Consider the following 13,570-nt stretch of genomic DNA (forward strand, 5'->3'; position numbering starts at 1 on the left):
TGCTTCAAGCCGCATGACGGGCAGCAGTCAAAACCGACGGCGGCCCCGCGCCTGCGTGAAGGCCGTCACGTACTGCATAGTGGTTAGGCAAACGGTTAGAGTTGCACCAGTTGTACCGTCGGCGGAACCGGCCGCAGGAAACAACAGCCGACGCCTCCGGCGAAGAGGCCGAACCCGCCGTACCATCGGCCGGGACGCTTAATCAGAAAAGGCGCAGACACAATCTGCACATCAGAGAGGTTGGACGTGAGCGCAGGAGAAGACACCTCGCACATCCTGAGCGGCCTGACAAGCCAGCTGCCGGACCGTGATCCCGAAGAGACCGCCGAATGGGTGGAGTCTCTGGACCAGCTGATCCAGTCCCAAGGCACTGAGCGGGCACAGTTCATCATGCGTTCGCTGCTGCAGCGAGCCGGCGCTCAGAGCGTTGGCGTACCCATGGTGACGACCACGGACTATGTGAACACCATTCCCGTGGACCAGGAGCCCGCCTTCCCCGGCGACGAGGAAATCGAGCGGCGCTACCGTGCATGGATGCGCTGGAACGCCGCCATGCTCGTGCACCGGGCCCAGCGGCCCGAAATCGGCGTAGGTGGACATATCTCCACGTATGCCGGCGCCGCGACGCTCTACGAAGTCGGCTACAACCACTTCTTCCGCGGGAAGGACCATCCCGGCGGCGGCGACCAGATCTTCTTCCAGGGCCACGCCTCCCCCGGCATGTACGCCCGCGCCTTCATGGAAGGCCGCTTGACCGAGGAAGACCTGGACGGCTTCCGCCAGGAGAAGTCCCGCGAGGGGCATGCGCTGCCGTCCTATCCGCACCCGCGGAACATGCCGCACTTCTGGGAATTCCCGACCGTCTCGATGGGCATCGGCCCGGCCAACGCCATCTACCAGGCGCAGGTCAACCGCTATCTGCACAACCGCGGCATCAAGGACACGTCCGACCAGCACGTCTGGGCCTTCCTGGGTGACGGCGAGATGGATGAGCCGGACTCGCGCGGCTTCCTGCAGCTGGCGGCGAACGAAAAGCTCGACAACCTCACCTTCGTGATCAACTGCAACCTTCAGCGGCTCGACGGACCGGTCCGCGGCAACGGCAAGATCATCCAGGAACTCGAAGCCTTCTTCCGCGGCGCCGGCTGGAACGTCATCAAGGTCGTCTGGGGCCGCGAGTGGGACAGCCTGCTGGGCAAGGACAACGACGGCGCCCTCGTGGACATCATGAACTCCACACTGGACGGGGACTACCAGACCTACAAGGCCGAATCCGGTGGATTCGTGCGCGAGCACTTCTTCGGCAAGACCCCGCAGACCAAGGACATGGTCGCGGACATGACCGACGAGCAGATCTGGAACCTTAAGCGCGGCGGCCACGACTACCACAAGGTCTACGCCGCCTATAAGGCTGCCACCGAGTTCAAGGGAAAGCCGACGGTCATCCTGGCCCAGACGGTCAAAGGCTACGGCCTCGGAACCCACTTCGAGGGCCGCAACGCAACCCACCAGATGAAGAAGCTGACCCTCGACGACCTGAAGGGGTTCCGCGACCACCTGCGCATCCCGATCAGCGACGAGGCGCTCGAGGCCGACCCGTACCGCCCGCCGTACTACCACCCGGGACAGGACGCTCCCGAGATCAAGTACATGATGGAGCGGCGTGCCGCCCTCGGCGGCGCCGTACCGGAGCGGCGGACGAAGCACACAGCGCTGCATCTGCCCGGAGACAAAGCCTACGAAGTCGCCAAGCGCGGTTCGGGCAAGCAGCAGGCGGCGACGACCATGGCATTCGTCCGGCTGCTGAAGGACCTGATGCGGGATAAGGACTTCGGCGCCCGCGTCGTCCCGATCATCCCGGACGAAGCCCGGACCTTCGGCATGGACTCATTCTTCCCCACGGCCAAGATCTACAACCCAAAGGGACAGAACTACCTCTCGGTCGACCGCGACCTGGTGCTCGCGTACAAGGAATCGCCGCAGGGCCAGATCCTGCACACTGGCATCAATGAGGCCGGCTCTACCTCCGCCCTCACCGCTGCCGGCACGTCCTATGCCACGCACGGCGAGCCGCTTGTGCCGATCTACATCTTCTACTCGATGTTCGGCTTCCAGCGCTCGGGCGACTTCTTCTGGGCCGCCGCGGACCAGATGGCCCGTGGCTTCGTCATCGGCGCGACCGCCGGCCGTACCACCCTGACCGGCGAAGGCCTGCAGCATGCGGACGGCCACTCGCCGTTGCTGGCCTCGACCAACCCAGCCGTCGTCACCTACGACCCGGCCTACGGTTACGAAATCGGGCACATCATGAAGTCCGGCCTGGAGCGGATGTACGGCGGGAACCACCCGGATCCCAACGTCATGTACTACCTGACCGTCTACAACGAGCCGATCGTGCAGCCTGCCGAGCCCGAAGAACTGGACGTCGAGGGGCTCGTCAAGGGCATCTACCTGCTGGCGCCGGCGAAGATCGATGGTCCCCGCACCCAGCTGCTGGCCTCCGGTGTCTCCGTTCCGTGGGCCCTCGAGGCGCAGCAGATCCTGGCCGAGGACTGGAACGTCTCCGCCGACGTCTGGTCCGTCACCAGCTGGAACGAACTGCGCCGCGAGGCGGTCGCCGCGGAGGAGGAAGCGTTCCTCAACCCCGGCCAGGAAGCGCGCAAGCCGTTCGTCGCCCAGCAGCTTGAGGGAGCCACCGGCCCGATCGTGGCCGTCACCGACTACATGAAGTCGGTGCCGGACCAGATCCGCCAGTTCCTGCCCAACGAATTCGCGACGCTCGGCGCCGACGGGTTCGGTTTCTCCGACACCCGCGCGGCGGCACGGCGCTTCTTCAAGATCGATAGCCATTCGATCGTGGTGCGGGCACTGCAGATGCTCGCCCGCCGCGGCGAGGTGGACCAGAACGCACCGCGTGAAGCCTTTGAGCGCTACAAGCTCACCGACGTCAACGCGGGAACCACAGGAAACGCCGGCGGCGAATCCTGACCTCGCGGCCGGCTTAGCCCGGACAGCAAGGCTGCGGCGGACACCCCTGAACGGGTGTCCGCCGCAGGCATTTTCCGGCCTCCCGCAGCTACTGCCCGCCGGTGATTTAGTAGGAAACGCACAAAGCCCTGAATGGAGCCGGGACCGGCAACTGCGTATGCTCAATGCATGCCCCGCCCTCGGACCGATTCCTCCGCTGCACCCTCCGGTGCGCGGCGGGCGGTGTCCCGCAGCACCAAAAGTGCGCCGGACAAGGCCGCCCCGGCCAACACCGCCACCCTGGACAGACTGCGCTCCCGGATCGGGGCGCTGTCCACCACCACCCTCAAGCGGCTAGAGAACGATCTGCCCTGGTACCGCAGCCTGCGTCCGGATGAGAGGGCAGCCCTCGGCCTCGTGGCGCAGAAAGGCATCGCCTCCTTCGTCACCTGGTACGAACGACCGGCCTCCCCCGCCTGGGTCATGAACGATGTCTTCGGCACCGCCCCGACCGAGCTAACCCGCTCCATCAGCCTGCAACGGGCCCTGCAGCTCATCCGGGTGGTCGTCGAGGCCGTTGAGGACCAGGTGCCGGATCTCGCGGGCGGGAACGATGAAGCGGGCCTTCGGGAGGCCGTGCTGCGGTATTCGCGCGAGGTCGCCTTCGCCGCGGCCGACGTGTACGCCAGGGCGGCGGAGACGCGCGGCGCCTGGGACACTCGACTGGAAGCGCTGGTCGTGGACGCCATCCTGCGCGGTGAGTCCTCCGATGCTCTGCGATCGCGCATCGCCGCCGTCGGCTGGAAGTCCTCCGGCCGGATCACGGTCATGGTGGGCAGCTCGCCGGGCGAGCCCAGCCCCACATTCGTTGCGGAGGTGCGCCGCGCCGGGTCCCGCTTCGCCGACGACACGCTCGTCGGGATCCAGGGTGACCGCCTGATCCTCGTCCTCGGCGGCATCTCCGACCAGGGCCCCGCCTTCCTGAGGCTGAGCGAGCTCTTTGGCCCCGGCCCCGTTGTCTACGGCCCGGAGTCCGGCTCCCTGGTGGACGCCAGCCTCTCCGCCCAGGCAGCGTTCGCCGGCCTGACCGCCGCTCGGGCCTGGCCCGCGGCGCCGCGGCCCGTGGCCGCCAACGATCTGTGGCCCGAACGGGTGATGTCCGGCGACGAGGCCGCCCGCCGCGACCTGTACAAGCACATCTACGTTCCGCTGCTTAACGCGGGCAACGGCCTCGTCGAAACCCTCTCCAGCTACCTGGCCCTCGGACATTCGCTCGAAGCCACGGCCCGGGAGCTCTTCGTCCACGCCAACACCGTCCGTTACCGGCTCCGGCGGGTCAGCGATGTCACGGGCTGGGACCCGCTGCTGCCCCGCGAAGCCTTCGTCCTGCAGACGGCCCTCGTTGTCGGCCGGCTGGTCGGTTCGCGCGCCACGCAGGACCGTCCACCTACTCGGCAGTAACTTCGCCGCCTTGTAGACTTCCTACAAAGCGGCCCGGTGAGCTTCGTCCGCCGAAACACCCTTGGAACTGCACCCTTTTTGGAAAGCTGGATAACGTGCTTGCTATCGTCTGCCCCGGCCAGGGGTCCCAATCGCCCGGTTTCCTGTCCCCGTGGCTCGAAGTTCCCGGGGTTGCAGACCATCTCGGCTTGCTGAGCGATATCGCGCAACTGGACCTCGTGGCCCACGGAACGACTTCCGACGAGGAAACCATCAAGGACACCGCTGTCGCCCAGCCGCTGATCGTCGCGGCCGGACTCGTCACAGCCAAGGCGCTCACCGCGAATGACCCGCTGGACTTGTCAACCGTCATCGCCGGGCACTCAGTCGGCGAGATCACTGCCTCCGCCATCGCGGGCGCCCTCAGCGAAAACGACGCAATGGCTTTCGTCCGTGAGCGTGCTAACTCCATGGCCCGTGCCGCCGCGCAGACCCCCACCGGAATGAGCGCTGTCCTTGGCGGGGACCAGGCGGAGGTGTTCGCCGCCATCGAGGCTGCCGGCCTCACTCCGGCGAACGCCAACGGCGGCGGCCAGGTAGTGGCAGCCGGCACCCTCGAGCAGCTGCAGGCCTTCGCGGCCAACCCGCCGGCCAAGGCCCGTGTTATCCCCCTGAAGGTGGCCGGCGCCTTCCATACCACCCACATGGAGCCCGCCGTCGGAGCGCTGGAGGCGCTGCGGCCGCAGCTGTCCCCCTCCTCCCCCGCCCTGACGCTGCTATCCAATTACGACGGCGAACCCGTGGCGGGCGGCGAGCAGAACCTTGACAGCCTCATCGCCCAGGTTTCCCGCCCGGTCCGCTGGGACCTCTGCATGGAGGAGATGCTCTCCGTGGGCATCACCGGCCTGCTTGAACTGACGCCGGCAGGGACCCTGACGGGCCTGGCGAAACGCGGCATGAAGGGCGTGGCAACGCTGGCGCTCAAGACGCCCGAGGATTTGGAAGCGGCGCGGGACTTCGTGGCCGAGCACACGCGGCAAACGCCTCAGGCCGCAACAACTGTCGAAGAAAAGTCTGGAGACATCCACCAGTGAGCACCCCCGTTCTGCGCCAGTCACAGCTGCACGATCATTCACGCATCCTCGGATACGGTGCCTACCGTCCGGACGTCGTCGTCACTAACGAAGATGTCTGCCAGTGGATCGAATCCTCCGACGAGTGGATCCGCCAGCGCACCGGCATCGTCACCCGCCACCGCGCCGGAGCGGACACGTCGCTGCTGGACATGGCAGAAGGCGCTGCGACGGAGGCCCTGGCAAAGGCCGGCATCGAGGGGTCCGAGCTGGGTGCCGTCATCGTCTCGACGGTTTCGCATCCCTACGCTACGCCCTCGGCGGCAGCGGCCCTGGCGGACCGCATCGGCGCGACGCCGGCTCCCGCCTTCGATATATCGGCTGCCTGCGCCGGCTACTGCTATGGCATCGCGCAGGCCGACGCGCTGGTTCGTTCAGGAGCGGCCGAATACGTGCTGGTAGTGGGCGCTGAAAAACTCTCGGATGTCATCGACAACACCGAGCGCACGATTTCGTTCCTGCTCGGCGACGGCGCCGGCGCCGTGGTGATCGGCCCCTCCGACACGCCGGGCATCGGCCCGTCGGTCTGGGGCTCTGATGGAAGCAAGTGGGATGTCATCAGCATGACCCACTCGCTGAACGAGGTCCGGGATCTCTCACTCGCCGCCGAAGCAGCCGGGTCGCTCAGTGCCGCCGTGGCCGAGCGCGGAGAGCCGGACCACAAGCTCTGGCCGACCCTCCGGCAGGACGGCCAATCCGTCTTCCGCTGGGCCGTCTGGGAAATGGCCAAGGTGGCCAAGCGTGCATTGGAGGCTGCCGGCGTCGAACCCGGTGACCTCGCAGCGTTCGTCCCGCACCAGGCGAACATGCGCATCATCGATGAAATGGTCAAGCAGCTGAAGCTGCCCGAAAATGTCGTGGTGGCCCGTGACATCGCCGAGGCCGGCAACACGTCGGCGGCGTCCATCCCCCTGGCTACGCACCGACTGCTCAAGGAGCACCCGGAACTCAGCGGCGGGCTTGCCCTCCAGATTGGTTTCGGCGCAGGCCTCGTCTTCGGTGCACAGGTCGTGGTTCTGCCGTAATATCGCAGCGTCGCGGCACAGCAGGAAAGTTTGCCGATCCAAACCGCAGTCTGCGGTTTGACAACCCACGCCGGACAGCGCGCCGGCTACAAGAAAAGGAGCCTTCCATGGCTAGCAACGAAGAAATCCTGGCAGGACTGGCAGAGATCGTGAACGAGGAGACCGGCCTGGCTCCCGAAGCGGTTGAACTGGATAAGTCCTTCACCGACGACCTGGACATCGACTCCATCTCCATGATGACCATCGTCGTCAACGCCGAGGAAAAGTTCGGTGTCCGGATTCCGGACGAAGAGGTCAAGAACCTCAAGACCGTTGGCGACGCCGTCGACTTCATCGCCAAGGCCCAGGCCTAGCCTCCCGCAGGGAAGCCGGCGGCCGGACACCCGCCACAGCAGTTCCGGCCGCCGCCCATTGCTTTTTCCGCCCATCCCCCTGAGAGATTGAGTACATGGCACGCAAAGTAGTCATCACCGGCCTCGGCGCCACCACGCCCATTGGCGGCGACGTCCCCACCACCTGGCAGAATTCGCTCAAGGGTGTCTCGGGAGCCCGCACGCTTGAGGACGAGTGGGTTGCCCGGTACGAACTGCCGGTGACTTTTGCCTGCCGGGCGAGCAACAAACCCGACGAGGTCCTCAGCCGGGTCGAAGCCAAGCGCATGGACCCGTCCACCCAGTTCGCCGTCGTCGCGTCACGTGAGGCGTGGAAGGACTCGGGCATCGAGGACATCGACCATGACCGGCTGGCTGTTGCCTTTGCAACCGGCATCGGTGGTGTCTGGACTCTCCTCGACGCCTGGGATACCCTGCGCGAACGCGGCCCCCGCCGGGTGCTCCCGATGACGGTGCCGATGCTCATGCCCAATGGTCCTGCGGCGGCAGTCAGCATGGATCTCGGTGCCCGCGCCGGTGCCCACACGCCCGTCTCGGCCTGTGCCTCCGGAACGGAAGCAATGTCGATGGGTATTGAACTCATCCGGGCCGGCAAGGCAGACGTGGTCATGACGGGTGGCGCCGAGGCTGCCATCCATCCGATGCCGATCGCCGCTTTCAGCGCCATGCAGGCTCTGTCCAGGCGGAATGACGATCCGGAGCACGCCTCCCGTCCCTACGACATCGACCGCGACGGATTCGTGATGGGCGAGGGCGCAGGCGCTCTCGTCCTCGAAGCCGAAGAACATGCGCTGGCCCGGGGCGCCCGTATTTACGCCGAGCTGGCCGGCTCCGGCGTGACCGCGGATGCCTACCACATCACCGCCCCCGATCCCGAAGGCCTGGGCGCTACACGGGCGCTCAAGGCCGCCCTCTTCGACGCGCGGGCCCAGGCCACCGACGTCGTGCACGTCAACGCGCACGCCACTTCGACCCCGGTGGGCGACAAGCCCGAGTACACGGCCCTCAGGGCCGCCTTGGGGAACCACGTGGACAATGTCGCCGTCTCGGCTACCAAGTCGCAGACCGGCCACCTCCTGGGGGCCTCCGGCGCCGTCGAATCAGTGCTGACGGTCATGGCCATCTACGAGCGCAAGATGCCGGTGAGCATCAACCTGGAACGCCAGGACCCCGAAATTCCCCTGGACGTCGTCACGTCGGTTCGGGACATGCCCAGCGGCGACGTCGTCGCGCTGAACAACTCCTTCGGCTTCGGCGGCCACAACGCCGTCGTCGTTTTCCGCAACGTCTGACCGTACCGCCCGCACGGGCGTACGGGCACGATGAGGCGGCCGGGCTGAAAGCCCGGCCGCCTCATCGTTATTTAAAGGAGGATGCGGAAGCTCCGCCAGTGGCTTAGCCCACCTGGTGGAGCCAACGGACCGGCGCGCCTTCGGCGGCGTGCCGGAACGGCTCGAGTTCTTCGTCCCACGCCTCGCCGAGTGCCAGCGAGAGCTCGTGGTAAACGGCGGCCGGATCCCCCGCGCCCGATTCGTAGGCGTAGCGGATGCGGTCTTCCGAGACCATGATGTTGCCGTGGACGTCCGTGACGGCATGGAAAATACCGAGTTCGGGGGTGTGCGACCAGCGTCCGCCGTCCACACCTGCGCTGGGCTCTTCCGTCACTTCGTACCGCAGATGGGCCCAGCCCCGCAATGCGGAAGCCAGCAGGGCCCCGGTACCCTGGGCACCAACCCACGACAATTCCGCGCGGTACATCCCGGGCGCGGCAGGCTGCTGCGTCCACTCAAGATCCGTGCGCTTATCAACCACCGACCCGATAGCCCACTCGATATGCGGGCATAGCGCGGTCGGCGCCGAGTGCACGAATAGCACACCACGCGTCATCACAACAGACATCCCATCCTCCATTTGCTGTAGGTACGTCTTCCCCAACGACCTTCAGCCCGCGGATAGAACTCTGGTGCGGTACCGTATACGTTCCGGTAGCAGCAGCTACGGGAATTCTATTTCGTCAAATCGTTTGATTCCCGACTCATTCTGCCGCATGTCCTCGAATTGCGCCACTGTAACTCCACTGGCGTCCCGAAACGGACGCATCTTAGGCCCGGGGATGGGCCTGCCGGTAGCTGGAGTTCAGCCGTTCCACCGATACGTGGGTGTAGAGCTGGGTGGTTGCGAGCGAGGTGTGCCCGAGGATTTCCTGGACGGCGCGCAGATCCGCACCGCCGTCGAGCAGGTGCGTGGCCGCGCTGTGCCGCAGGGCATGTGGCCCGCTGGCCGCCGTGTCGGGAACAGCCGCCAGCAGCCCGGCGGCCACGGATCGGACCTGCCGGGGATCAATGCGGCCACCCCGCCGGCCCAGGAAGAGCGCCGGGCCGCTCCCCGCTACCACCAGGCGGCCGCGTCCGCGCCGGAGCCAGTCATCCAGGGCCGTCGCCGCCGGGACTCCGAAAGGGACGGAGCGCTCCTTATTGCCCTTACCCAGGACCCGCACGAGACGACGGTCGTGGTCGACATCGTCGACGTCCAAGCCGGCCAGCTCGCTGACTCGAATGCCCGTGGCATACAGCAGTTCCACCATGGCCCGATCCCGCAGCGCTACCGGATCACCCTCCGCGGCCTGGTCCGACAGCGTTGCGAAGAGCTGGTCCATCTGGCGCCGTTGAAGCACCTCCGGCAACGCGGATTGGCGTCGCGGGGCCTTCAGCCGCTGTGAAGGATTCTCGGCAATCAGCTCTTCCCGCAACGCCCAGGCCATGAAAGTCCGCGCAGCGACGGCTCGCCTCGCCAAGGTCGCGCGGGCCATGCCGGCCGTATTCATGCTCCCCAGCCAGGACCTCAAGACGGACAGGCTGAGATCCGCCAGGTGCTGCGCCGATCCGGCGGCCGCGAAACCCAGCAGATTCGCCACGTCGCCCAGATAGGCACGGATTGTATGTTCCGACCGCGCCCGTTCCGCCTGCAGGTACCGGCCGAACGCTTCAAGGGCGGCGGCGAACTCCGCCGGCAGTTCCTCGCCTTCTATCCCGTCGGCGGCAGCCGCTGGGTCGTCCCGTTCAGTCACTCTCCAACTTTGGTGGATCCGGCGACCCGGCTCAAGCAGGCGCGCGGATCATCGACTGGAAGCACTCTCCCAGGTCCACCGGCCAGCATCCCGAAACGGCTCGAGTTCCATGTCATTGCGGCGGGGATCAGGCAGGCAACCACATGCGATCATGCCTCCGCGCCCCCGGGGCAGCCCGGGGTCTACGTTCGGCGGGACCCGCGGGCAGCCCGGGGTCTACGTTCGGCGGGACCCGCGGGCAGCCCGGGGTCTACGCTCGGCGGGACCCGCGGGCAGCCCGGGGTCTACGCTCGGCGGGACCCGCGGGCAGCCCGGGGTCTACGCTCGGCGGGACCGGCGCCAGCCCGGGGTCTACGGTCTGCGCGCACGGCGCCAGCCGAAGCCATCCTGCCGTGCCAGGCCGCGCGACTCAAGCCTGCCGAGTCCGGCCAGGACACTGCGTGCGGGCAGCCCTGCCACGGGGGCGAGCTTGTCGACGCTGACGCCCTGCCGGATCGGCAGGGCATCCAGCAGCAGCAGGTCTTCCACGCCAAGGCCGTCATGGTCGGCCAGCGCTTCCTGCTGAGGCGGCGCACCCGTGGCGTCGAAGGGGCCGGCCAGCTCGGCTACTTCCGCCGCATCCGTGACACACGTGGCGCTGCCGTCGCGCAACAGCCGGTGCGTGCCGGCCGAATTCGCGGAGTACACGGACCCCGGCACGGCGCCGACAGGACGGCCGAGGCCGGCCGCGTGATGCGCGGTGTTCAAGGCGCCCGAGCGCCATCGCGCTTCCACCACAACGGTGGCACCGGCCAGGGCCGCGATCAGCCTGTTGCGCTGGAGAAACCTCCATCTGGTCGGTGCCGAGCCCGGCGGTACCTCTGCGAGGATGATTCCGCGAGCAGCGATGGACCGCAGCAGGTCCTCGTTGCCCGCAGGGTAGTAGCGGTCCAGGCCGCACGCCATGACAGCCATGGTCGGCACACCATTGGAGTCATCTGCTGCCGCGAGCGCGGATCGGTGGGCCTGGGCATCGATGCCGTACGCTCCTCCGGAAATGACGCAGTAGCCGCGCTGGACCAGGCCGGCAGCCATGTCTCCGGTCACGGAATTGCCGTAGTTGGTGCTGTCCCGGGATCCGACCACGGCAACGTTGCGGTTCAAGGCCGGAACACCTTGGTCAACGCTTCCGCGCATCCACAGGCATACCGGCTCCCCCAGTTCCAGATCGCCCAGCGCCGGAGGCCAGAGGTCGTCGGATGGAATAACCAGCCGCCCGCCCAGCCGTTCCATGGTGGCAAGGTCCCGCTCCGGAGCCAGGTCCTTCACCCGAGGAGCCCATCGCTGGAGTGCATCCACCAGCAATGATTGTTGGGGCCCGCCCGCCTGCCGGTCGAGCACCCGCCGCAGCTCGCCTTCCAGCTCCTGGCCTGGTCCGATCGCCCCGGTGGCAACCCGGAGTGCGTCGACCGGACCGAGGGCCGCGATGAGGGCCAGGCCCACCCAGTCCGACGGTTCCATGAGTCGGGCCAGGGCCGCCCGGGCCCGTCGCTCCTCCAACGCTTCGGCCATCACGCGGCCATCCTTTCGTTCTGGCGGTAGGCCAAGGCCATGCCGACGCAGTCCCGGTCCGGGGCGGCTTGACCGGCCAAGTCGGCGATGGTCCAGGCCACCCGCAGGACTTTGTTGTAACCGCGGGCCGTGAGGACGTTGTTGTCCATGGCCCGGTCGAGGTCCACTGACGTCCGACGCGGCAGGCGCAGGGGACCTTTGAAGAGCTCGGCGGGCACCTCGGCGTTCAGAGCGTGGCCCCACCGACCCAGACGATCGCGCTGGGCCTGCCGCGCCCGGCCGACTCTGGCCGCCACCATCGCCGTACTCTCTTGGCCCTCTGCGGAAGTCATATCGCTCCGTCGCAGGCGCGTCAGTGACAGCTGAAGGTCGATCCTGTCAATCAGCGGGCCGGAAAGCTTGCCGAAGTACCGGCGGCGCTGGGTAGGGGTACAGGTGCAGTCGATACCCTTCTCGTCCGACCGGCCGCAGGGACACGGGTTGGCGGCCAGCACCAGTTGGAAACGGGCCGGATATGTGGCGGTCCCCGCGGCACGGTGAAGCACCAGCTCTCCGCTCTCCAGTGGCTGCCGCAGCGCGTCAAGCACCGCGCGGTCGTATTCGGGCGCCTCGTCGAGGAAGAGCACGCCGCGGTGGGCGCGGGAAGCCGCCCCTGGACGGGGCATTCCGCAACCTCCGCCGATAATGGACACGGCGGTCGCCGTGTGATGCGGATTCTCGAACGGCGGGCGGCGCAGCAGCGCGGTCAGCCTTGCGGCCGTGCTGCTCAGGGAATGCACCGCCGTCACTTCCATCGCATGATGGTCCGGCAGGTCCGGCAGAAGCCCTGGCAGCCGTTCGGCCAGCATCGTCTTTCCGGCGCCCGGCGGACCGACCAGCATGATGTGGTGCCCTCCGGCGGCGGCCACCTCGAGCGCGGTCCTGGCCTCATGCTGGCCGGCGATATCTGCCATGTCGGGAGCCCGTCCCGCGGCCGCGGCCGGCGCATCGGGACCCACGCCCTCCTCCGGTTCCTCCGGCGGCAGGACTATCCGGGCCGGATCGGCGCCGAAGGCCAGCAGCAGTTCGGCCACCGTGGAGAAGCTGCGGACGCAGGCACCCGGCACAAGGTCCGCCTCGGCACGGTTCCTGTCGGCCACGACCACGTCGGGGCGTCCCGCCTCGACGGCGGCCATAACCGCCGGGAGGATGCCGCGAACCGGCCGCAGCCTGCCGTCCAGCCCCAGCTCCGCGAGGAAAACGGTGCTGCCGCTGGGACCGACGTCCCCTGCGGCCTGGAGGGCGGCCATCAGCATCGCCAGGTCGAACCCCGAGCCCTTCTTCGGCAGCGATGCCGGAATCAGGTTGATAGTGAGCTTGCGGCGGCTCAGCGGTATACCGGCGTTCTTGGCGGCCGAGCGGATCCGGTCCTTGGCCTCAGTAAGGGACGCATCGGGAAGCCCAAGCAGCACAAAGGCCGGCAGCGTCTGGCCGATATCCGCCTCCACCTCGACAATGTGGCCGGCCAGCCCGACGAGCGCGACCGAGAAAGACCTGCCCAGCCCCATCAGCCGACAGCCTTGAGGTGCTCAATGACCGGCGGATTGTCGCCGTCATCCAGGACGGCAACCGCGTCAATGCGGTAGCCGTTGGAGGACATTCCGTGGGCCCGCAGCCACTGCCTCGCGAGGATCTGCAGCCGCTCGACTTTGGCCGGGGTGATGGCTTCCAGCGGATGGCCGTAGTCCACCGACCTTCGCGTCTTGACCTCGGAGACGACGACTGTGGCCCCTTCCAGGGCTACGATGTCGATTTCCCCGGCGGGTCCACGCCAGTTGCGGTCCACCACCCGCTGTCCCGCTTGTTCCAGGTAGGCCGCGGCCAGCGTTTCGCCGGACCTGCCGAGTTTGTCTTTAGCTCTCATAGGCTCCAGCGTGCGCCGCTTATCGGCGCTCCGCGGGAACCCATTCGCCTATGTGGAAAGCCCGTCAGCAAGGCGGGCTGTGGAGGAGGACT

Annotated in this window: 11 protein-coding genes; 6 read left to right on the top strand and 5 right to left on the bottom strand. The window is 67.3% G+C overall.

Features of this window, described 5'->3' with window-relative positions:
* The first annotated feature begins 246 nt into the window (after positions 1 to 246).
* The 6 genes from aceE (at position 247) to fabF (ending at position 8,249) form a co-directional block, all read left to right on the top strand.
* A complete protein-coding gene (gene aceE / locus OC550_RS08155) occupies positions 247 to 2,988 on the top strand; it encodes a pyruvate dehydrogenase (acetyl-transferring), homodimeric type (protein ID WP_262105006.1) in 2,742 nt (913 codons plus the stop codon).
* A 168-nt stretch (positions 2,989 to 3,156) separates the two neighbouring features.
* Entirely contained in the window at positions 3,157 to 4,428 is a 1,272-nt protein-coding gene (locus OC550_RS08160) for a CdaR family transcriptional regulator (RefSeq protein ID WP_262105008.1), read from the top strand.
* A gap of 95 nt (positions 4,429 to 4,523) precedes the next feature.
* Positions 4,524 to 5,501, top strand: a complete 978-nt coding sequence (locus tag OC550_RS08165; protein WP_262105010.1) for an ACP S-malonyltransferase — start codon at positions 4,524 to 4,526, stop codon at positions 5,499 to 5,501.
* Positions 5,498 to 6,565 carry a beta-ketoacyl-ACP synthase III gene (locus tag OC550_RS08170; protein ID WP_262105012.1) on the top strand — a complete coding sequence of 356 codons (1,068 nt, stop codon included), beginning with the start codon at positions 5,498 to 5,500 and terminating at the stop codon, positions 6,563 to 6,565. Before OC550_RS08165 ends, OC550_RS08170 begins: the two co-directional genes overlap by 4 nt.
* Positions 6,566 to 6,672: 107 nt before the next feature.
* Positions 6,673 to 6,918 (top strand): acyl carrier protein, encoded by a 246-nt coding sequence (locus OC550_RS08175; protein WP_005266827.1) that lies wholly within the window; start codon positions 6,673 to 6,675, stop codon positions 6,916 to 6,918.
* A 95-nt stretch (positions 6,919 to 7,013) separates the two neighbouring features.
* Entirely contained in the window at positions 7,014 to 8,249 is a 1,236-nt protein-coding gene (fabF, locus tag OC550_RS08180; protein WP_262105017.1) for a beta-ketoacyl-ACP synthase II, read from the top strand.
* Positions 8,250 to 8,352: 103 nt separating this feature from the next.
* On the opposite strand, the gene OC550_RS08185 is transcribed toward fabF, so the two are convergent.
* From OC550_RS08185 to OC550_RS08205, 5 genes are all read right to left on the bottom strand, one after another.
* A complete protein-coding gene (locus OC550_RS08185; RefSeq protein ID WP_262105019.1) occupies positions 8,353 to 8,856 on the bottom strand; it encodes a DUF3145 domain-containing protein in 504 nt (167 codons plus the stop codon).
* 202 nt (positions 8,857 to 9,058) lie between these two features.
* The gene (locus OC550_RS08190; protein ID WP_262106291.1) at positions 9,059 to 9,985 is read right to left on the bottom strand and encodes a tyrosine recombinase XerC; all 927 of its coding nucleotides are present in this window, start codon (positions 9,983 to 9,985) and stop codon (positions 9,059 to 9,061) included.
* A gap of 390 nt (positions 9,986 to 10,375) precedes the next feature.
* The gene (dprA, locus tag OC550_RS08195) at positions 10,376 to 11,575 is read right to left on the bottom strand and encodes a DNA-processing protein DprA (RefSeq protein WP_262106292.1); all 1,200 of its coding nucleotides are present in this window, start codon (positions 11,573 to 11,575) and stop codon (positions 10,376 to 10,378) included.
* On the bottom strand, positions 11,575 to 13,122 hold the full coding sequence (locus OC550_RS08200) for a YifB family Mg chelatase-like AAA ATPase (RefSeq protein WP_262105021.1): 1,548 nt from the start codon (positions 13,120 to 13,122) through the stop codon (positions 11,575 to 11,577). Before OC550_RS08200 ends, dprA begins: the two co-directional genes overlap by 1 nt.
* The gene (locus OC550_RS08205; protein ID WP_262106293.1) at positions 13,122 to 13,487 is read right to left on the bottom strand and encodes a YraN family protein; all 366 of its coding nucleotides are present in this window, start codon (positions 13,485 to 13,487) and stop codon (positions 13,122 to 13,124) included. Before OC550_RS08205 ends, OC550_RS08200 begins: the two co-directional genes overlap by 1 nt.
* Between the last annotated feature and the right edge of the window lie 83 nt (positions 13,488 to 13,570).

The organism is Arthrobacter sp. Marseille-P9274, from assembly GCF_946892675.1.
Lineage (GTDB): Bacteria > Actinomycetota > Actinomycetes > Actinomycetales > Micrococcaceae > Crystallibacter.

Coding starts and splice junctions, on each gene's coding strand:
- OC550_RS08200 (WP_262105021.1), bottom strand. CDS start 13,122: ATGGGGCTGGGCAGGTCTTTCTCGGTCGCGCTCGTCGGGCTGGCCGGC.
- dprA (WP_262106292.1), bottom strand. CDS start 11,575: ATGGCCGAAGCGTTGGAGGAGCGACGGGCCCGGGCGGCCCTGGCCCGA.
- OC550_RS08185 (WP_262105019.1), bottom strand. CDS start 8,856: ATGTCTGTTGTGATGACGCGTGGTGTGCTATTCGTGCACTCGGCGCCG.
- fabF (WP_262105017.1), top strand. CDS start 7,014: ATGGCACGCAAAGTAGTCATCACCGGCCTCGGCGCCACCACGCCCATT.
- OC550_RS08160 (WP_262105008.1), top strand. CDS start 3,157: ATGCCCCGCCCTCGGACCGATTCCTCCGCTGCACCCTCCGGTGCGCGG.
- OC550_RS08175 (WP_005266827.1), top strand. CDS start 6,673: ATGGCTAGCAACGAAGAAATCCTGGCAGGACTGGCAGAGATCGTGAAC.